The sequence below is a fragment of the Neptunomonas sp. genome, from assembly GCF_041601355.1.
Taxonomy (GTDB): domain Bacteria; phylum Pseudomonadota; class Gammaproteobacteria; order Pseudomonadales; family Balneatricaceae; genus Neptunomonas.
The window spans coordinates 1-20,268 of sequence record NZ_JBFIIH010000078.1 but is presented as its reverse complement, the minus strand read 5'-3'; the positions used below and the strand labels follow the sequence as shown (position 1 = coordinate 20,268).

Genomic DNA, 20,268 nt, shown 5'->3' with positions numbered 1-20,268 from the left:
TTGATGAGTGGTGGTTTTTGGGGATTAGTTTTTGGTGGGGTAATCGGTGGATTAGTCAGCAAGGCTATTGTGAATCTGCTGACAGGTGGCGTGTCCCCTCAAATAGCTTTTTTCAAAGCAACCTTTGCTGTGATGGGCAAAGTGGCAAAAGCAGATGGCCGGGTTACTGAGAATGAAATTCAGTTTGCGCGTGATGTAATGGCGCGAATGAATTTATCAGAAGAGCGTAAACGTGAAGCGATGGGGTACTTCTCTGAAGGTAAGGAGGCTGATTTCAATATCGCTGATGTGTTATCGCCTTTATCGCGTGTCATTCAGTCGCAGGCCGCTGTGAAAATCATGTTTGTTGAAATTCAACTGCAAGTCGCCATGGCAGATGGGCAGATGTCTCCGGCTGAGTTGGCAGTAGTACAAGAGGTTTGCACCTTATTGCGTATGTCAGGTGTGGAAATGGCTGCACTTATGTCAAGAATGCAGGCGCAACAAGCATATCAACAGCAGAGCTATCAGCAGCATCAGCATTTTCAACAAGCATCTGAACAGAGCTTGCTTAAAGAGGCTTATGGTGTGTTGGGTGTAAAACAGGGTGATGCTGAGGCAGACATCAAAAAAGCCTACCGTAGATTAATGAGCCAGCATCATCCGGATAAATTGGTTGCCAAAGGCTTACCGCCTGAAATGATGCAACTTGCCAAAGAGAAAACCCAGGAGATACAGGCGGCATACGATCGTGTTAAAACCGCCAGAAAAAACTAATGTTTATATAGGATTTGCTTGTTTGTTTTGCGGTAGTACAGGCGTGCCTGGCGGCTGATTTATCGAAGGGGCTGGCGTTGAAGGGATTGAAATGACCTCTTTTTCGGCTTTTACAATATAGGTTTCAAGCAGGCCGCGCGTGTAGCGAATCAGCCATTCTTGACCTTGACGTGTGTTGCTGGTCGCTGGTAAACGACTTTGGTGGTAGTTATGTGAGTTATGTGAGTTATTTAAGTTGTTTGAGCTATTTAAGTTATTACGCTGTGCTGTTTCCAGACGTAATCTTGAATAGCTTTTGTGTGAACGTGAAGAGCTTCCTGGATTGTCAGTGTAAATATCCACTGTTGTGATTTTGAGCTCAGGTATCAGGTTTAAAAGCTTTGGTGCGCTGATATCCGGTGATTGTTGCGCATTAATGATCAATAAATGAATATTGGCTTGCGCTTGAAGGTCTAGCGCCAAGGCTGTTGCCCATGTCGCTCCGGTGCCGGCCCCTGCCAGTATAAATCTATCAATGCCTTTCTGTTGCAGTGCCTGCACGGCCGTTATGCCTCGCTGAATTATTTGTTGGTAAGCTTCTGAACTCTGTCTTTCCGCTTCAGGCTCAGATTCAGACTCAGTCTCTTGGCTTGCTGGGAGTGTCGTGGTTGGCGTTGTGTTTGCAGTCGTGTTTTGTTCTGTAGGTGTGGCTGATTCAGGGGTGGCCGTTGAGTCTTCTGTGTCTGTGGGTGGTTGTGAACGAATAGCTTTGAGACTAGGAAGTGTTCGGATCGGATTTGCCCGTGTTACAGGTGCGGGAAGAGGGATGGCTAATGTGCTCCAGCCAAATTCGGACAAACCGGTTCTTAGAGGCTCAATGAAAATCGGCCAGTTTGGGTGGGTGAAATCATCCGGAAAAAAAATTATCCCTCCGTGGGATTGTGCTCCGCTCCTGTTGCGATAATAGGCTTCAAAATTATCTTCGCCGGCTTTTAAATAAAGTATCTCGGTTTCTGAATTCATTAACTCTTTAGATACGTCTGCTAATAGAGACGATTGTTTGTCCGGTTCAATTCGGTTTGCTGTTGTGATCTCGGGTAGGGTCTCTGGCGGCTGTGTGGATGTTTGTGTATCGCCGGCAGGCGTGTCTTCAGCAAGCGTTGAGGTTATGCCACCGCTGGCAAGCCAGAGGAGCGTCAGAATCATAAGGCGACAATGCAGTGTTTTGATTTTCATAGCGTGATTATCAGGGAAAAAAAATATCCTGCAAGTCTGGCGCTGTTTAAATCATTAGGCTTGGGTACAATAGGGCCTCTTAATCATGAGATGGAAAGCTAAGTTATGTCCGATTTTAAAATAGCCCCTTCAATTTTGTCTGCAGATTTTGCTCGTTTGGGTGAAGAGGTTGATAATGTTCTGAGTGCAGGAGCTGATATCGTGCATTTTGATGTGATGGATAATCATTATGTGCCTAACTTAACGATCGGTCCCATGGTGTGTAAAGCATTAAGAAATCATGGTGTTACAGCGCCTATCGATGTGCACCTGATGGTTAAGCCTGTGGATAGAATGATCGCTGATTTTATAGCGGCGGGTGCAACCTATATTACTTTTCATCCTGAAGCGTCTGAGCATATTGATCGCTCATTGCAGATGATTCGTGATGGCGGTTGTCAGGCAGGTCTGGTTTTTAATCCTGCGACGCCATTGCATTACCTGGATTATGTAATGGATAAAGTGGATATGATTTTGTTGATGTCCGTGAATCCCGGTTTTGGTGGACAGTCGTTCATCCCTGCAACTCTCGGCAAATTACAAGAAGTACGCAAACGAATAGATGCGAGCGGTCAGAGTATTCGCCTTGAGGTTGATGGTGGAGTGACTGTTAACAATATAGCCAGTATAGCAGCGGCCGGTGCAGATACATTTGTTGCGGGTTCTGCAATTTTCAATACTGATGATTATGCCGCTACTATTGCACAGATGAGAGCAGAGCTGGCAAAGGCAAAAGGGATAACTTGTTAATGAGGTCATTGTTTAATGGTAATCTGCCGAAGCTGGTGATGTTCGATCTGGATGGAACGCTGGTGGATAGCGTTCCTGACCTCGCATTTGCGGTGGACGATGCGTTTCGCAGTGTGAGCCTGCCTGAAGTGGGAGAGGCCAATGTGCGTTTGTGGGTTGGAAATGGCGCTGAGGCTCTGTTAAAGCGAGCACTGGCTTATGTTTCAGCCGAAGCAGATTCTGATTTTTTTGAGCGGGTTTTTTCAGAATTTCTCTGCACATATAGTCATTGCTTAGCCGATAAGAGCAAGCTATATCCTGGCGTTTTAGAAACACTGGAAGCGCTGAGTAATTTAAATATCCCCATGGCCGTAGTGACTAATAAGCCCATTGCTTTTACGTTACCCATGCTATCTGAACTGAAGTTGTCGCATTTTTTTGCAGAGGTACTGGGTGGTGATTCGTTAGAAAGGAAAAAACCAGATCCATTGCCCTTGGAAACCTTGATGTCACAGTTTAGTTTGCAGCCTCAGCACGTTCTAATGGTAGGAGACTCAAGTAACGATATTACTGCAGCTAAGTCCGCAGGCTGTGCCATTGTCGCTGTTTCATATGGATATAATCATGGGAAGAATATTTATGAGGCTGGAGCGGATAAGGTGGTGTCCTCGTTAAAAGAGCTGTTGTGATAAACGATTCGTTCTGATCAATATGCCAATCATTATTGGCATCCGGAAAAAATAAATATCGAAAATTAGTAATGTGTATTGGTGATAAGGGCTGCTATCTCTACCGTATGAGATAAATGTTACATGATTACCCTTATATTTATTAAGTGTCGCTTTTTTTATTTGCCCTAAGTTGTTGAAATATATGTAATCCCTCGGAATACCTTCTTTCTTTGTATCCAAGTAGAGACATTTCTCTTGTCGAATCTGTGAGTTTTGATGATTGTCGAATAAATACTTATTTGAATCAATAGATTAGTATTATTGGCATGTTTATTTCATAGTGTGAATAAATGCTAATTTCATGGAATGAATAAATGCTGAATAGATCGTTGTGTATTCAATAATTATTATGAGATGGTTTGATTATGGCTATAGTTTATGAATTAAGTAATGATCCTTTGTTGTTGTCACAGTACTATGAAATACGTGAAGCTTGTTTCAGGGCTGAATTGGGGCTCTCCTTATTTGACGGTGGTGAGGATGAGCACGATGTACCAGGGCAGATTCTGATTATTCGTGAAGGTAATGTATGTCTGGGCGGGGTTCGTGTAAGTGGATGTTCACCTGGCGACGCTGGGCGGTTACCAGTTGAGAGCTCAGATTTTCAGCTAAGAGATGTATGTTCGGATTTTATGTTTGAATCTGACGGGTATTGCCAATGGTCTCGATTAGCAATAAGGCCGGAATGTAGAAATAGAGTTGATGTATTGCGCTTGTGTGAGAGGTTGATTGAAACAGCTCTGGAGTTGGGGTATGTATATTCATTCTACATAACGGGAGAGGCGCGTACGCGCTTGTTTCAGAAGCTTCACAAAAAATTGGGCTGTCAATATGAAGTTCTGCGTGATGCCTCTATGCCGGTAGAAGAAGGTTTTGAATCGCTGCCTCATCTGCTTTCTGTTGCGCGTTTAGACAAAAAAGCTATTCAGTTCATGCGAGTGCAGGAAAGAAAAGTGGCTTAGTTGTTAACTGTTTTTATTGGGGTATAGGCTTTCAGGATGACATATCTTACGATCACCCTTGGTATGACTGCTAAGGGTGTTCAATCAAGTGCATCTGCAAGTACTGGTTTGAGTGATCTAAGTTCTGTGCTGGGTTAATGTTAGTTCTGTTCTGCTTTTTTGATTGTATTCTACACTCCATTCTTCCTTCTTTATAATTTCTTCTGTCTTTTCTCTTCGGTCTTATATCCTTGATGTTTTTGTTTTTTCCTGGGCAAATAGAAATTATTTGCCTCTTACCTACTACTAAAATCTTCATCAAATATTAATGCCCCTCATTTTTTTTGTGTCATAATTGCGACTGTTTTGGGTGGCGAGCCTGTGCTCGTCCATGCTTTACTTCGAAGCGATTTAATAAGAGATGTTATTCGTAATGTGCAGAGTTTATGCTAAATTTAATAACATCAAAGCGCAGAGACGCAAAAGTTGCGTTTCTATTAAGGAGTTAGGGGACTACATATGCTTGTCTTTCCAGGGAATATGCCAAAAAAAATCAAGGTTCTTGTAGCCGCATCAATTTTTACTGTGATGGCAGGCTGTGCAAATAATAATTCATACCCTCCTGTTGCTGAAGAAGATCGTTTTGTTCAGCCCGAGTATAATTATGTTATTGGTGCAGGGGACTCTGTACAAATATTTGTGTGGGGAAATGCTGAACTGTCAACTTCCGTGACTGTGCGTCCGGATGGGAAAATCACAACAAATTTAGTTGAGGACCTTGAGGCAAGCAGTAAAACCTCTACTGAATTAGCAAGAGAAATTGAAACTATATACTCGGAATATATTAAAAACCCTGTTGTGACAGTGATTGTTAATAATTTCGTTACTATTCCTGATCATCGAATTAGGGTTGTAGGTGCCGGTGCTGACCCTCTGAAGCTCCCTTACAGTAAACATATGACTTTATTGGACTTGATGATAGAAGTAGGAGGCCTTAATGAGTTTGCCGACGGCAATAAGGCTGTGTTGGTGAGGCGTTTTGATGGAGAGCAAAAAACGTATGGTTTACGTCTTGACAGTCTGTTGAAAGACGGAGATATAACCGCTAATTTAGCGCTTAAACCGGGTGATATTGTGATCATTCCTGAAGCATGGTTTTAGTCTTAATAATAACTTGGCGTGTTATAACTTATGCGTGAAATTTTAAATCAGTTATCTGAGTATATCTGGGGTATCTGGCGTTTTCGCTGGATTGGTCTTCTGGTTATTTGGCTTGTTGCAATGGGTGGCTGGATTTTTGTATCCCTGACCCCCGAGAAGTATTTAGCGACGGCGAGAGTGCATGTTGATACTAATACCATTCTGCGGCCTTTATTGAGAGGGCTCGCTATACAGCCTGATGTTGATCAACGTATCGCTTTGATGAGCAGGACTTTGCTTAGTCGTCCGAATTTAGAGAAGTTAATGCGTATGGCTGATATGGATCTGTATATTAAAAATGATTCCGATAAAGATAAGCTGCTCGATACAATTTTGAACTCGATTACATTGGCGGGTGACCGCAGGAATGCCTCTTTATATTCCGTTTCTTTTAAGCACGAAAATCGCGATACGGCAAAAAAAGTAGTTCAGTCCCTCATTACTATTTTTGTTGAAAGCGCCTTAGGTGATAAACGTCAGGACAGCTCGGGAGCGCAGGAGTTTTTAGATAAGCAGATAGCTGATTATGAGCAACGCCTTATTGATGCTGAGAAACGCCTGGCTGATTTCAAACAGCGAAATGTTGGTGTGTTGCCTGGAGAGACGGGTGGCTACTATCAGCGCTTAGAGACTGAAAAAGCTCAGTTGGAAATGGCTCAGTTGCAACTTCGTGAGCTTGGCACTCGTCGCGATGAATTAATGCGTCAGATTGAGGGTGAAGAGCCTGTTTTTTTAGCGAGCCAAATCGAAAGCAATCCAGAAATAAGAGCGCTTGAAGGACGTATCTCCTCGCTCGAAGGGTCGCTTGATAGCCTGTTATTGAAATACACAAATCGACATCCTGATGTTGTGCAAACGAACGATATTATCGCTGTTTTAAAAGCGAAAAAGCGAGCTGAAGAAGCGCGGGTTAAAGCTACAATGCCTGATCAGTTTTCTGGTTTGCTGGACAGCCCCGTTTATCAACAAATGAGAAGCATGCTGGCGGAAACTGAGGCGACTGAAGCCGAATTGCGCACACGTGTTGAAGAATATCAGAAACGCGTTAATGAGCTGGAAGCAAAAGTAGATAATATTCCATTAATCGAAAGTGAGCTTCAACAACTTGATCGTGATTATGGTGTTATTTCTCAGCAACATAAAACCTTATTAAGTCGACGCGAATCAGCATTGATCTCTGAGAATGTCGGGCAGCAGGCTAATGATGTGAAGTTCCGTGTTATTGATCCGCCGTTTGTCCCACAAAAACCGAACGAGCCTAATAAAGTGCTGATGAATGCGGCAGTTTTATTGCTCGCAATAGGTGGAGGCTTAGGTGGTGCGTTGTTAATTTCTCTTTTCCATCCTGTGATAAGCAATCGTACAACTTTGGCTCAGGTAACAGGTTTACCAGTGCTGGGTACTGTGATGAAAATTCAGTCTCCTGCCGATAAGCGCAGAAAGTTACGAGGAAATATGGTCTTCTTTGCCTTACTGGGTTCTCTGCTGGTGGTTTATGTAGGGATATCTGTTTTTCATGGTATGGACTCCATTATTGCAGGGGTTGATGGGTACTTTAGGATGGTGTTTGTATGAGTATTATAGAGCGTGCAATACAAAAGCTTGATCCTAAAAGTCATGCTGATAAGGTCAAAAACGGTAGTGAGAAAAGTGCTGAGAGCAAAATTGAGAGCAGGGTTGGCAGCAATGTCGGGAGAGTAGATGAGGCAAGTGCAACAGGCACTGCTCAAAGTAAATTAGCGGTAGGTGTTTCAACGCCTCAAGTCGATAACGCCAGCCCTTTGCCTGCGGATCTTCTTCATATACCGTTAGCAAGGCTGAGTGCTTTAGGTATGGTGACGCCTAATGCACCACGAAGTGTTATTGCTGAAGAGTATCGTTCTATAAAGCGTCCGTTATTAATTAACTTACAAGGAGGTGGCGCGTCACAGGTAGATCATGCAAACCTTGTGATGGTCGCAAGTGCTTTGTCAGGTGAAGGGAAAACATTTTCGGCTATCAATTTAGCGATGAGCATCGCTATGGAGCAGGATAAGTCGGTTCTTTTTGTCGATGCGGATGTTTCTAAGGCTTCTGCGGGGGGTTTATTAGGCGTTCCTGATAAAGCTCCTGGTTTGATTGATCTCCTTGAAAATAAAGGTATGCGCTTTCAAGACGTCGTTTTAAAAACAAATATCCCAAACCTTAGGATCTTGCCTGCCGGGAATTTACATCAACGCGCGACTGAATTATTAGCCAGTGAGAATATGCGCGCGCTGATGTTAGATATATCTCAACGTTATTCAGATCGGGTTATCATCTTTGACTCTCCGCCATTGCTCTTAACAACAGAAGCAAGAGTGCTATCAAACTTCATGGGGCAAATAGTATTCGTCGTTGCTGCTGAGCAAACTTCTCAGGAGGCTGTAGTCGAAGCTTTGCAGCATCTTAGTAGTGATAGCATTGTAGGTATGGTCTTGAACAAGGCTCAGCACAAGGCATCAGGAAGCTACGGCTATGGATATGGCTATGGATATGGCTATGGCTATGGTGGCAGGCATAAGACGAATGAAGAAGATGCTATAAAATAAAGGATAGCTACATGTGCCTTAAGTTAGATAAAAAGTTAGCGTTATGCGTTTTTGTTTGTGGGAATTTTGCTACAACGAGTGTCTTTTCAGCAGACTGGCAGGTGACGAAATCGCTGACTGTATCTGAGGTATATACAGATAATGTTGATCTAACACACGATAATAAAAAAAGTGAGTTTATTACGACCGTTACTCCAGGTATCTCGGTTCAAGGAAGCGGAGCGAGGGCGAATGTTAGCCTCAACGGCTCAATTGAAGCAAATTCTCTAGACGGAGAGGGGGATGCAATAAACCCACGTTTAGGAGCAGATGCAGATGCAGAGCTTCTGGAAGACTTTCTTTATATCGATGCTTCAATAAATATAATTCAGAACTCAGTTGATGCTTTTAGGCCTAGTGGAATCAATACGTTAAGCAATACCGGTAATACAACCAATACTTATAATTATCAGATCAGCCCTTATATTACTCAGCGTTATAAAGGAATAGCAGAAGTAGTTGGTCGTTATACTTATAACAATCAGTTGAATAGTAATAATAATGCCAGTGACAGTAATAGCCAAAATTTTGAATTAAATGTGAATAGTGGAGATGATTTCCAACGTTTAACGTGGGGAGCGTCTGTAAACTATAAAGACTCTGGAAGCGATAATACAAACAGTGAATTACTTTCAACGGATGTGAGTTTGGGCTATCGCTTTAATAGAACATGGAGTGTCAATAGTTCGGTTGGGATTGAGTCGAATGACTTCGAATCAACACGAAGTGAAAATGACGGATCTCAATGGAGTCTCTCAACGATTTGGACACCTAATAACAGAACATCATTGAATATTGGCTATGGTGATCGTTTCTTTGGAAGCGTGCCAACACTTGATTTTAGCCATCGTAGTCGTAGGAGTTTATTGACTGCAGGTTACTCCAGAGAGCTTACAGATTCAGCAACGCTGCTGAGTCAACAAAGTGCTTTTCAGACAACGGATGCTTTCGGTAATCCTATTGATCCTATTACAGGTGACCCATTATCGCTGGCTAATTCGACTATTAACATAACAGAAGGTCTTTTTATTAATGAAGTGTTTGAATTGTCATACACCCTAACGGGAAGGCGAAGTTCAGTAACCATTGGTGGCAGTCATTCGGTTCAGATATATGAAGATGGTCGCGCAGATGAAACATTGGAGGAGTACAATATTTCGGTGGACAGGCGTCTTTCCAGCAGGCTGACATTAGATGCCGGTTATACCTATAGTCAACAGGAGCGATCTGGAGTAGCTGACGCATTTCGACCGTCTCAGGCGTTGATAGAAGCGCATCAATATAATTTAGGGTTAACGCGTAAGATAGGCGTTGATAGTAACCTGAAGTTTACATACTACTTTACTGATAGTGAATCCGACGATCTGGCCAATGACTATCAGGAAAACAGGTTGCAATTATCGGTTACTACAAAATTATAAATACAGATGATTTTTAATCATGAAGCAAATTTTTCATAGAGTGGATATTCATTAGTCTTCTGGTTGGGTTCTGCTAATTGTTTGGTCGAACTGTTTGTTGAATATTGATTGTGGCTTCCTTAGGTGAATGTTGCCATTTCCCCATGCCAGAATCTTAATCTTGATTTTCATCTTAAGTGCCTGAATATAGAGTGTAATTTATGTCAGAAGTTGAGAGACCGATCATCAATGCGATGACTGTTGATGTTGAAGATTATTTTCAAGTGTCAGCATTTGAAAAGCATATCTCTCGTAATGATTGGGCAAACCATGCAAGCCGCGTTGAAGAAAATACAGATCGTATCCTCTCATTGTTTGCAGCACATAATACTAAAGCAACGTTCTTTACATTGGGTTGGCTGGCTGAACGTTATCCTTCAATGATAGGAAGGATTGTTGAGCAAGGACATGAAATCGCCAGCCATGGATGGGATCATCAGCGTGCTACCAGCCAGAGTAAAGATGAATTCAGAGAAGATATCAAACGCGCTAAAGTAATGCTGGAGGATGTGGCGGGTTGCGCTGTAAAAGGTTATCGAGCCCCGAGCTATTCCATTTGTGCAGAGAATCTTTGGGCACTGGATATTCTTGCAGACGAAGGTCATTTGTACAGCTCCAGTATTGTTCCGATTAAGCATGATCATTATGGAATGCCTGATTCATCTCGTTTTGCTTTTCCCGCGGCGAATGGTCGGTTACTGGAAATTCCTGTTACAACAATTCCTGTTTTTTCCCGAAATATTAATTGTGGGGGAGGGGGATGGTTTCGTTTATTTCCTTACAAGTTTACTAAATGGGCCCTTACTCAAGTTAATGAAGATGAAAAGATGCCGTGTAATTTCTATTTTCATCCATGGGAAATTGACCCTTATCAACCAAAGATTGATAATATTTCGCTGAAGACTCGATTCAGACACTACCTTAATTTGAGCAAAATGCATGGCCGTTTAGAAAGCCTCTTACAAGATTTCAGGTGGGGGCGGATGGATGAAATATTTCTCGATGAAGTGTCTAAACGCCAATGATTTCAGCTGTTCAGTATCGAACTCTCGGTATTGATGAATATGTGTAATGCCGGGCAATAATATCTAAAAGAAAATTTAGTAATGGAGTACCTATGAGTCTCGAAGTCTTGGAATTGGAAAATAATGATTCATCAAGATGGGATGCATTTATTGAAAAGAGCGACGATTCTACTTTTTTTCATCGTGCAGGCTGGAAAGTCGTTCTTGAAGAGGCCTATGGACATAAAGTTCATTTTCTTTATGCAGAAAGGGATGGGCTAATTGAGGGTATTTTGCCTTTAGCTCAGGTTAAAAGTCTGTTATTTGGTAATAACTTAGTGTCGCTTCCCTTTTGTGTCTACGGTGGTGTTGTTGCAGATAATAAAGAAGCGGCTGATGCCCTTATAGAGGCCGCCTGCAAGCTTGCTGATGGACTAAAAGTTGATGCTCTTGAGTTAAGAAATTCAAAAATCTCCGGCAGAAACTGGCCAGAAAAATCTCTTTATTATACGTTTCGACGTTCTATTTCTGAGGACAATGACGCTAACATGAGTGCCATCCCCAGAAAACGTCGTGCGATGATTCGTCAGGGAATTAAAAATGGATTGTTAAGTGAATCAGACGATGGCTGGGAACGTGTTTATAACACCTATGCTGAAAGTGTTCGAAACTTAGGCACTCCCGTTTTTTCTGCGAAATACTTTCGCATTTTACGTGAAGTCTTCAAAAGTGATTGTCGGGTTCTGATGATTACTCATGAAGGGCAGGATGTGGCTGGTTTGATGAGTTTTTACTTTAAAGATCAGGTATTGCCTTACTACGCCGGAAGTTATGAATCAGCTAAGACGCATAAAGCGCATGACTTTATGTATTGGGAGTTGATGCGACGTTCCGGTGAAGAAGGTATCAAGCTTTTTGATTTTGGCAGGAGCAAAGCGGATACCGGGCCTTATTTGTTTAAGAAAGGCTGGGGGTTTGAACCTGAACCTTTGCATTATGAATACTATCTGGTAAAAGCGGATGCCATACCAGAACTCAATCCTAATAACCCCAAATACAAGCTGTTTATTGATGTATGGAAAAAGCTTCCTTTACCTGTAGCAAATAGACTTGGCCCTCTTTTGTCGAGGAGCTTAGGTTGATGAAACCTGCTCTGTTGTTGCTATGTCACCGGATTCCATATCCTCCTAATAAAGGAGATAAAATTCGTGCTTACCATTTACTGAAATTTTTGACAAAGCATTATCGGGTTTGTTTAGGTGCATTCGTTGACGATCCATTGGATTGGAAATATGTACCGGACTTAGAGGGAATTTGTGAAGAAACGTTTTTCGTTAAGCTGAATCCCTTAAAGGCCAAACTGAAATGCATGAAAGGTTTTGTTACAGGTGACGCACTTTCTGTACCTTACTACCAGAGTAACAAATTGCAGAAATGGGTACGTTCTACTATCAAAACGCACAAAATTGAGAAGGCCATGATTGTATCTTCTGTTATGGCACAGTTTTTAGCAGATAAAAACCTTAATTTGAGCAAAAAAATTATTGATATTGTCGATATCGATTCAGACAAATGGCAACAATATTCAGCTAAGAAAAGCTGGCCGATGAGCTGGGTTTATCGTCGTGAAGCACGGACATTATTAGCATATGAAAAACAGGCAGTCGAAGCGTTTGATGCAAGTTTATTTGTGTCATCGGCAGAAGCCGATATGTTTAAAACTAAAATTTCAGCATCCCAGGATAAAATTGGTTACTACAATAATGGTGTAGATAGTCAGTATTTTTCCCCCTTTGAGAACTACTCTAACCCCTTCGCCTCTGCAATTATTCCTCTGGTTTTTACCGGTGCTATGGATTACTGGCCTAATATTGATGCGGTTAGCTGGTTTGTTAAAGAGGTTTTTCCTCGATTACGGAAAACTCATCCTGCTATACATTTCTATATTGTTGGCAGTAATCCTAATGAAGAAGTTCTTAAATTGGCCCTCACTGAAGGCGTCATAGTCACAGGCCGTGTCGAAGATATAAGGCCCTATTTACACTTTGCCTGTGCATCGGTTGCTCCTATGAGGATTGCCCGGGGAATTCAGAATAAGGTTTTAGAAGCGATGGCTATGGAAAAAACTGTCATTGTCAGTGTTATGGGTCTGGAAGGTATAAATGCTGAAAATGGCTTGGAGGTAGTGGTCGCTAATACCGTTGATGAATATATTAAGGCAGTGAATGAGGTGCTGAATAACTCATTCGATAATATGGGTGCAGCTGCCAGGCAGCGGGTTAAAAATGACTTTAATTGGGCTGAAAGTCTCCCCACGGTAATGGATTTGCTGGAAAGCAATAATCAGGAAACGCAATTATGACAATGGCCGCCAGAAATAATATGGAAATATCGAAACAAACGGGTTGGCGTTATTTTCTTCCAGTAGTCGTCATTTATCTGTTGCTGTATACAGCCTTGTTTTATGAAACGCTTGGATCGATGGTGTCTATTTGGATGCGTTCTGAAACCTTTACACATGCATTTTTAATACTACCTATTTCTATATGGTTAGTATGGGAAAAAAGACAGCATTTACAATATGAGCAGCCAAAACCTTCATGGTTAGGCATGATTGCGCTGACTGGGTGTGGTTTTGTTTGGTTGTTTGGTTATTTGGTTGATGCGCTTGTCGTTCAGCAGTTCGCATGGGTGGCAGCATTTATATCGGGTGTTTGGGCCATTCTTGGTAATAGGGTCGCGTGGGCGATTGCGTTTCCGTTAGCATTTCTTCTGTTTATGATCCCTTTTGGTGAAGATTTAGTGCCGGCGATGATGGAGTTTACCGCTGATTTCACGGTAGCTATGGTAAGGCTGACAGGAATACCTGTTTATAGGGAAGGACTTTTTTTTAGTCTGCCCTCCGGTAACTGGTCGGTAGTGGAGGCTTGTAGTGGTATTCGTTACCTGATTGCATCGCTTACGTTAGGTTGTTTGTATTCCTATCTAACTTATACGAGTCTCAAAAAACGTCTGATATTTATTGCCTTCTCCATTATTGTGCCTATTATTGCTAATGGGTTAAGAGCATACATCATTGTAATGCTGGGTCATGTTAGTGATATGACAGTAGCGACAGGTGTTGATCATCTTGTTTATGGCTGGGCATTCTTCGGGGTTGTTATTTTCATAATGATAATAATAGGCTCCAGATTTAGAGATGAAGAAGTTGGAGTAATGGAAAATCTTAAAACTAAAGCGATTTCTAATGAAAAGAGGTATAGCTTCCGTCAAGTTACTCAAACTGCAGTATTCACAATCCTCTTGATTGCTTTTTGGCCTGCACTTGCCTATTTAATAGATAGAAGTGAAACTGTTCCGAATGATGCAGCCAATGTCAAAATATTACCGCTTCAAGACGTAGCAAGCTTAAACATGATTGATAAGCCAGATTGGACTTGGCAGCCCGGTACTTCTCAAATTGATGTGTCATCACAGTTCTTTGAAAAAGAAGGACTTCAAGTGGGTGTTTATTTACAATATTTATTTGCTCGTAAAGAGGGTGCCGAGCTTATTAATTCACAAAATTTATTACTAGATCCTAATCAGGATGAATGGCGTATTATCGCTGAACGCGATAGGAAGTTAACTCTTAACGCCAGGGATATTGTCGTAAAGGAAACTGTATTAAAGGGAGAGAGTTCTCAATTGTTAGTTTGGTCCTGGTATCGGATTGGGGAGCATTATACATCTAGCAAATACATTGCCAAACTTATTGAGGGCGTTAACAGGCTAACTTTTGGCAGAAAGGACGAAGGTCAAATTATAATAGTCATGCCTATTGATGAAAAATTAAAATCTACACACGATATAAGTTTATTACAAAGTGCAGTTAATGAAATTTTGCCGAAAATAGAAAAAATCACAGATAAAGTAGCTGTTGAAAATAATGAGTATTAATAAACCCCCTTCATTGATAGTGCATATAATTTATGAACTAGGCACAGGTGGTTTAGAAAATGGATTGGTTAACATTATTAACCGAATGCCATCTGAACGATATCGACACGTCATCATTTGTCTTACGCATGCAACTGACTTCTCGAATCGTATAACAGCGCCTGATGTTAATGTTATTGAACTACATAAACAATCGGGTCATGATTTGTCTGTTTACTGGCGCCTTCAGAAAATAATATGGAAATTGAAACCCGATATCGTCCATACCAGAAATTTGGCAGCACTTGAGATGCAAGCGTTGACTATTCTTACTCTCGGAACGAAAAGAATTCATGGTGAACATGGTCGTGATATATATGATCTGGATGGTAAAAATAAACGATATAACCAATTTAGAAAATTAATGAGTCTCTTTGTTCATCAATACACAGTAGTTAGCAAAGATTTAGAAAATTGGCTCAATCAGACTGTTAATATACCTGGTAAGAAGATTAAGCAAATATATAACGGTGTAGATCTATCTAGGTTTTATCCCGCCAAAATTAAAAAACTAGATCTATTACCCAAAAGCCTTCGTGTTGATGATGCAATAATTCTTGGTACGGTAGGTCGTATAGCAGAGGTTAAAGATCAAAGCACTTTATTAAAGGCTTTCAATATCTTATTAAAAGAAAATGCTCAGCTATCTGGTCGGTTGCGTTTAATAATAATTGGAGAAGGTCCCCTATATAACTCATTAGCAGATGAAGTCTCTTCTTTGGGCCTGGTTGATAAGGTGTGGATGCCCGGAGACAGGAGTGATATCCCTGAATTACTTCGATTGATGGATACATTTATTTTACCCTCTTTAAATGAAGGTATTTCTAATTCTATATTGGAAGCCATGGCGACCGGGTTGCCTGTTGTTGCAACTAACATTGGTGGTAATCCTGAGCTGGTTGATGAAGAAACGGGATGCTTAGTCACCGTTGGTGACTTTAATGGCTTAGCCAGTGTTCTGAATGATTTAGTAAGTAATCAAGAAAAAATGCGTGCTATGGGTTTAGCAGGCCTTGAAAAAATACAAAGTGAATTTGACTGGGATAGAACTGTTGCTAACTATCTTGAAATCTATGATGACTTAGTTAGATAGCTGTTAGTAAACCTGATAACGAGGCTTAAAAATCGATGTGCGGCATTGTAGGAATTTTCGACATAAAAGGCGAAACAGAGTTCTCTTGTGACTTGATTTCAAGGATGAATGAGACGCAGCACCATCGGGGACCAGATGAAGGAGGCATTCACCTTGAAGCTGGTATCGGGTTAGGGCACCGACGTCTATCAATAATTGATTTATCATCCGGCCAGCAGCCTTTGTTCAATGAAGATTCATCAGTAGTCGTTACCTATAATGGTGAAATATACAACTTCCAAGAGCTTTCTGTAGAACTAAAAGCATGCGGCCATATTTTCAAAACACATAGTGATACGGAAGTTATTGTTCACGCATGGGAGGAGTGGGGTGAGGCATGTGTAGAACGTTTTAGAGGGATGTTTGCATTCGGGCTTTGGGATAGAAATAAAAAAGTTCTATTTTTGGCTCGAGACCGGTTAGGTATCAAACCACTTTTCTATGCTCTATTGCCGAATAATACAGTTGCATTTAGTTCTGAGCTAAAGGCACTTAAAACTCTGGAAAATCTTCCGCGTGAAATTGAACCTAAATCTATAGAAGATTATTTCACTTTTGGTTATGTTCCTGAGCCTAGGACAATATATAAACAAGTATATAAGCTTCGTCCTGGCCATACACTTTCTATAAAAAAGGGTGGCGACTTTCCTGAGCAAATAGAGTATTGGGATATCCCATTTGTGCCGCTTATCTCTTCCACAGAAGAATCCTTATGCAAGGAGTTGGTTGAGAGAATGAGAGAGGCCGTCGATATTCGCATGGTTGCAGAAGTACCTTTAGGCGCTTTTTTATCAGGCGGCGTTGATTCAAGCGCAATAGTGGCCATGATGGCTGGACTTCAGGATAAACCTGTTCATACCTGCTCTATTGGTTTTAAAGAAAAGCTGTTTAATGAGACAGCGTATGCAAAACAGGTTTCAGCCCAATATAAAACCGACCACTTTGAAGGAGTGGTCGATAGTGATGATTTTAATCTTTTAAATCAATTAGTTGATTTGTATGATGAACCATATGCGGACAGTTCTGCAATACCAACGTACAGGGTGTGTGAACTGGCCAAAAAACAGGTTACAGTTGCTTTATCCGGAGATGGAGGCGACGAAAACTTCGGAGGGTATCGCCGTTACCGCTGGCATATGAATGAAGAAAAAGTTCGTTCCCTAATGCCGCTAACAATTAGAAAACCGCTATTTACAGCTTTGGGCAAATGGTATCCCAAAGCAGATTGGGCACCTAAAATATTTAGAGCTAAAACAACGTTTCAAAGTTTGGCCAGGAGTTCAGTTGAAGGATATCTTCATACGGTGTCGTTATTAACCGAAGAGCAGCGTGAATTACTTTTTAGCGATAAGTTAAAAGGCATGTTAGAGGGTTATAGCTCTATGGAGGTATTTAAATATCATGCTGAAAAGTGCCCTAGTAAAGATCCGTTATCGTTGATTCAATACTTAGATATGAAAACGTATTTAGTGGGGGATATTTTAACAAAAGTAGATAGAGCTAGCATGGCTCACTCCCTCGAAGTCCGAGTGCCCTTGCTTGATCATAAGTTTATAGAATGGACATCAAGATTGCCGGCCACGTTAAAACTCAAGGGGCAGGAAGGTAAGTATATACTAAAAAAATCCCTCGAATCGTATATGACTAATGACGTGCTCTATCGTGATAAAATGGGATTCGCTGTACCTCTTGCTAAATGGTTTAGAGGACCTCTAAAAGAGAAAGTAACCGAATCACTTTTGAATGGACATATAAAGGAAAGCGGGTTATTTAACCTGGACTTTATAAAGAATGTTATTGAACAACATCAGAGCGGAAAACGAGACTACAGTGTAATTATTTGGACATTACTTATGTTTGATACATTTTTAGAACGAGAAATAGATGCAGCTGTTTGATTTAGCTATAAGGAAAAATGTTACGTGAAAATCTTACATATACTAGATCATTCTATTCCGTTACACAGTGGTTATACATTTAGAACCCGCTCTATTTTGAAACAACAACGCAAGCTAGGCTGGGAAACTGAACATGTTACTTCCGGAAAGCATACGCTGGATTCCCCCTCAGTCGAAAATGTCGAAGAATTTCTGTTCTACCGATCACCCAAGAAATCTTCAATACTCCATAAACTCCCTTTATTCGACCAATTATCAATTATTGAACAGTTAACCAAAAGGGTGTGTCAGGTTATTGAAGAAACTAACCCTGATATTCTACATGCCCATTCACCCGCTTTAACAGGAATAGCCGCGCTTAGAGCTGGACGAAAGTATGGTCTTCCGGTGGTATATGAGTGTAGAGGATTTTGGGAAGATGCAGCCGTTGATCATGGGACGTGTAAGGAAGATGGTATTCGCTACAAACTGACAAGAGCATTAGAAACATATGTCTTTAACCGCGCAGACGCTGTTACGACTATATGTGAAGGGCTACGCAAAGATATTACAGGCAGAGGAATAGCGGATGATAAAATCACTGTCATCCCTAATGCTGTTGATATTGAAAATTTTAGTGTCATTACACAAAGTGATTCAGTATTACTCGAGAAGCTAAACTTAAAAGATAAAATAGTACTCGGATTTATAGGCTCTTTTTATGCATACGAGGGGCTTCTGCTGTTATTGGATGCACTGCCCGCAATGATCGCTAAGAATTCCGATATCCGGTTGCTGTTGGTTGGCGGCGGCCCTCAGAATGACTTAATAGAGAACAAAATCCGGTCCTTAAATCTACAAGAATATGTGATAAATACAGGCCGTGTTCCTCATGCAGAGGTTAAAGCCTATTACAGTTTAGTGGATTTATTCATATATCCTCGCTTAGCGATGCGCTTAACTGAGTTAGTCACTCCTCTAAAGCCTTTAGAAGCTATGGCTCAAGGTAAATTGGTAGTTGCGTCAGATGTAGGAGGGCACAAGGAGTTGATTGAAGAGGGTGTTACAGGTAGATTATTTAAAGCCGGTGATAAAAAAGATCTGGCCCGTGTGGTGCTGGAAGTATTAGAACAAAAAGAAAGTTGGAATTCATATATATCGAAAGGTAGACGATATGTAGAAGAATACCGCAACTGGCCGACTAGCGTTGATAAATATAAAGATGTTTACCCCAAATTATTAAAGCTTAAGCATGATTAATTTACTTGTTATAACTTCATTATTTCCCAATTGCATGCAGTATAGGCATGGTATTTTTGTTGAAACAAAACTGAAGAAAATACTTAAAACAGGTGACGTTAATGCAGTGGTGATTGCTCCTGTGCCATGGTTTCCATTTAAAAATAAATATTTTAGTCGTTACTCCGTTTATGCCAATGTACCAAAGACTGATGTGAGGTATGGCGTGACGGTTTACTATCCCAGATATTTAGTCATACCAAAAATAGGCATGCTGCTCACACCCTTTATGATGGCGTTATCAATTTATTTGACCACGTTCAAGGTGAAAAAATCAGGCTATAAATATAATCTAATAGATGCGCACTACTTTTACCCTGATGGAGTCGCGGTATCAATTGTTGCAAAGATACAAAATTTACCTCTTGTCATATCTGCGTTGGGTTCGGATATAAATGTAATTGCAAACTCATTCTTTCCCAAGAAAATGATATTGTGGGCGGCAAAAAAAGCAGGAGCATCAATTACGGTTTCCAGAGCATTGAAAGACCGCATGGTACAAATGGGTGCCGACTCGAAAAAAATTAATGTTTTACGAAATGGAGTAGATCTTAATTTATTTTGCCCATTGAATAGAGACGTTATTAGAAAAAAATATGGCCTTAAAAAGAACACTCTGATAAGTGTTGGTAATTTAATAGAGTTAAAAGGACACGACCTTATTATAAAAAGCTTATTAAAACTACCTACGTGTGAATTGCTTATTGTAGGCGGTGGAGAGCTAGAAGATAAGCTAAAAGAATTAGTGTCTAAGCTTAATCTTTGTGATCGGGTTCGTTTTATGGGGACAGTGAAACAAGATCAATTAGCAGAGTTGTTTAATGCCTCAGATATTATGGTTCTTGCCTCTAGTAGAGAAGGGTGGGCAAATGTTTTATTAGAATCTATGGCGTGCGGGACAGCAGTTGCGGCTACAGCGGTTGGCGGAACACCCGAAGTCATTCAATCTGAATATGCTGGTTTACTTATAAAAGAACGCACTTCAGAGTGCATTGCTGCAACAATTCAGAATTTAATTACTTCTAATAGAAGTAGACAAAAGACAAGAGAATACGCAGAGCTATTTTCCTGGGATGAAGTGGTAGAGGCGCAAGTTAATCTTTATATGAGCGTAAGAAAAAATCATGCGTGATATTTTAATGGTACTAATAGTATTTGGAAGTATTCCTTTTATATTACGTAAACCATATATAGGGATTTTAATGTGGGCATGGCTGAGTTATATGAATCCACATAGATTAGCCTATGGGTTTGCATATGATATGCCGTTTGCCCAGATTATTGCGTTGGTTTTATTT

The 20,268-nt window shown here is 40.9% G+C and carries 18 protein-coding genes; 17 read left to right on the top strand and 1 reads right to left on the bottom strand.

Annotated features, from left to right (window positions below):
- The coding region (djlA, locus tag ABY436_RS12810) for a co-chaperone DjlA (RefSeq protein ID WP_372739354.1) at positions 1-756 on the top strand (756 nt) is incomplete at its 5' end.
- Positions 757-759: 3 nt separating this feature from the next.
- Here djlA and ABY436_RS12805 read toward each other — a convergent pair.
- On the bottom strand, positions 760-1,971 hold the full coding sequence (locus ABY436_RS12805) for a DUF3530 family protein (RefSeq protein ID WP_372739353.1): 1,212 nt from the start codon (positions 1,969-1,971) through the stop codon (positions 760-762).
- 105 nt (positions 1,972-2,076) lie between these two features.
- Here ABY436_RS12805 and rpe point away from each other — a divergent pair, with 105 nt between their 5' ends.
- The 16 genes from rpe to ABY436_RS12725 form a co-directional block, all read left to right on the top strand.
- Positions 2,077-2,760 carry a ribulose-phosphate 3-epimerase gene (gene rpe / locus ABY436_RS12800; RefSeq protein WP_372739352.1) on the top strand — a complete coding sequence of 228 codons (684 nt, stop codon included), beginning with the start codon at positions 2,077-2,079 and terminating at the stop codon, positions 2,758-2,760.
- The gene (locus ABY436_RS12795) at positions 2,760-3,428 is read left to right on the top strand and encodes a phosphoglycolate phosphatase (protein WP_372739351.1); all 669 of its coding nucleotides are present in this window, start codon (positions 2,760-2,762) and stop codon (positions 3,426-3,428) included. The genes rpe and ABY436_RS12795 overlap by 1 nt, the downstream gene beginning before the upstream one ends.
- 407 nt (positions 3,429-3,835) lie before the next feature.
- Positions 3,836-4,432, top strand: coding sequence for a hypothetical protein (locus ABY436_RS12790; RefSeq protein WP_372739350.1), 597 nt, complete (start codon positions 3,836-3,838; stop codon positions 4,430-4,432).
- Between the two features lie 498 nt (positions 4,433-4,930).
- On the top strand, positions 4,931-5,572 hold the full coding sequence (locus ABY436_RS12785) for an XrtA/PEP-CTERM system exopolysaccharide export protein (protein WP_372739349.1): 642 nt from the start codon (positions 4,931-4,933) through the stop codon (positions 5,570-5,572).
- A 30-nt stretch (positions 5,573-5,602) separates the two neighbouring features.
- Positions 5,603-7,186 (top strand): XrtA system polysaccharide chain length determinant, encoded by a 1,584-nt coding sequence (locus ABY436_RS12780; protein ID WP_372739348.1) that lies wholly within the window; start codon positions 5,603-5,605, stop codon positions 7,184-7,186.
- Entirely contained in the window at positions 7,183-8,181 is a 999-nt protein-coding gene (locus tag ABY436_RS12775) for an XrtA-associated tyrosine autokinase (protein ID WP_372739347.1), read from the top strand. Before ABY436_RS12780 ends, ABY436_RS12775 begins: the two co-directional genes overlap by 4 nt.
- Positions 8,182-8,192: 11 nt before the next feature.
- Positions 8,193-9,641, top strand: a complete 1,449-nt coding sequence (locus ABY436_RS12770; protein WP_372739346.1) for a TIGR03016 family PEP-CTERM system-associated outer membrane protein — start codon at positions 8,193-8,195, stop codon at positions 9,639-9,641.
- A gap of 200 nt (positions 9,642-9,841) precedes the next feature.
- A complete protein-coding gene (locus ABY436_RS12765) occupies positions 9,842-10,705 on the top strand; it encodes an XrtA system polysaccharide deacetylase (protein ID WP_372739345.1) in 864 nt (287 codons plus the stop codon).
- Between the two features lie 113 nt (positions 10,706-10,818).
- The gene (locus tag ABY436_RS12760; RefSeq protein WP_372739344.1) at positions 10,819-11,826 is read left to right on the top strand and encodes a FemAB family XrtA/PEP-CTERM system-associated protein; all 1,008 of its coding nucleotides are present in this window, start codon (positions 10,819-10,821) and stop codon (positions 11,824-11,826) included.
- Complete coding sequence (locus ABY436_RS12755) at positions 11,826-13,046, top strand: TIGR03087 family PEP-CTERM/XrtA system glycosyltransferase (protein WP_372739343.1); 1,221 nt, start codon at positions 11,826-11,828, stop codon at positions 13,044-13,046. Before ABY436_RS12760 ends, ABY436_RS12755 begins: the two co-directional genes overlap by 1 nt.
- Positions 13,043-14,623 carry an exosortase A gene (xrtA, locus tag ABY436_RS12750; RefSeq protein ID WP_372739342.1) on the top strand — a complete coding sequence of 527 codons (1,581 nt, stop codon included), beginning with the start codon at positions 13,043-13,045 and terminating at the stop codon, positions 14,621-14,623. The genes ABY436_RS12755 and xrtA overlap by 4 nt, the downstream gene beginning before the upstream one ends.
- Entirely contained in the window at positions 14,613-15,755 is a 1,143-nt protein-coding gene (locus ABY436_RS12745) for a TIGR03088 family PEP-CTERM/XrtA system glycosyltransferase (RefSeq protein ID WP_372739341.1), read from the top strand. The genes xrtA and ABY436_RS12745 overlap by 11 nt, the downstream gene beginning before the upstream one ends.
- A gap of 35 nt (positions 15,756-15,790) precedes the next feature.
- Positions 15,791-17,692 carry an XrtA/PEP-CTERM system amidotransferase gene (locus tag ABY436_RS12740; protein WP_372739340.1) on the top strand — a complete coding sequence of 634 codons (1,902 nt, stop codon included), beginning with the start codon at positions 15,791-15,793 and terminating at the stop codon, positions 17,690-17,692.
- 24 nt (positions 17,693-17,716) lie between these two features.
- The gene (locus ABY436_RS12735) at positions 17,717-18,931 is read left to right on the top strand and encodes a TIGR04063 family PEP-CTERM/XrtA system glycosyltransferase (RefSeq protein ID WP_372739339.1); all 1,215 of its coding nucleotides are present in this window, start codon (positions 17,717-17,719) and stop codon (positions 18,929-18,931) included.
- Complete coding sequence (locus tag ABY436_RS12730) at positions 18,924-20,102, top strand: glycosyltransferase family 4 protein (protein ID WP_372739338.1); 1,179 nt, start codon at positions 18,924-18,926, stop codon at positions 20,100-20,102. Before ABY436_RS12735 ends, ABY436_RS12730 begins: the two co-directional genes overlap by 8 nt.
- The coding region (locus ABY436_RS12725; protein WP_372739355.1) for a DUF5935 domain-containing protein at positions 20,095-20,268 on the top strand (174 nt) is incomplete at its 3' end. The genes ABY436_RS12730 and ABY436_RS12725, both read left to right, overlap by 8 nt.

Coding starts and splice junctions, on each gene's coding strand:
- ABY436_RS12740 (WP_372739340.1), top strand. CDS start 15,791: ATGTGCGGCATTGTAGGAATTTTCGACATAAAAGGCGAAACAGAGTTC.
- ABY436_RS12775 (WP_372739347.1), top strand. CDS start 7,183: ATGAGTATTATAGAGCGTGCAATACAAAAGCTTGATCCTAAAAGTCAT.
- rpe (WP_372739352.1), top strand. CDS start 2,077: ATGTCCGATTTTAAAATAGCCCCTTCAATTTTGTCTGCAGATTTTGCT.
- ABY436_RS12795 (WP_372739351.1), top strand. CDS start 2,760: ATGAGGTCATTGTTTAATGGTAATCTGCCGAAGCTGGTGATGTTCGAT.
- ABY436_RS12745 (WP_372739341.1), top strand. CDS start 14,613: ATGAGTATTAATAAACCCCCTTCATTGATAGTGCATATAATTTATGAA.
- ABY436_RS12755 (WP_372739343.1), top strand. CDS start 11,826: ATGAAACCTGCTCTGTTGTTGCTATGTCACCGGATTCCATATCCTCCT.
- ABY436_RS12765 (WP_372739345.1), top strand. CDS start 9,842: ATGTCAGAAGTTGAGAGACCGATCATCAATGCGATGACTGTTGATGTT.
- ABY436_RS12730 (WP_372739338.1), top strand. CDS start 18,924: ATGATTAATTTACTTGTTATAACTTCATTATTTCCCAATTGCATGCAG.
- ABY436_RS12780 (WP_372739348.1), top strand. CDS start 5,603: ATGCGTGAAATTTTAAATCAGTTATCTGAGTATATCTGGGGTATCTGG.
- ABY436_RS12770 (WP_372739346.1), top strand. CDS start 8,193: ATGTGCCTTAAGTTAGATAAAAAGTTAGCGTTATGCGTTTTTGTTTGT.
- xrtA (WP_372739342.1), top strand. CDS start 13,043: ATGACAATGGCCGCCAGAAATAATATGGAAATATCGAAACAAACGGGT.
- ABY436_RS12785 (WP_372739349.1), top strand. CDS start 4,931: ATGCTTGTCTTTCCAGGGAATATGCCAAAAAAAATCAAGGTTCTTGTA.
- ABY436_RS12805 (WP_372739353.1), bottom strand. CDS start 1,971: ATGAAAATCAAAACACTGCATTGTCGCCTTATGATTCTGACGCTCCTC.
- ABY436_RS12790 (WP_372739350.1), top strand. CDS start 3,836: ATGGCTATAGTTTATGAATTAAGTAATGATCCTTTGTTGTTGTCACAG.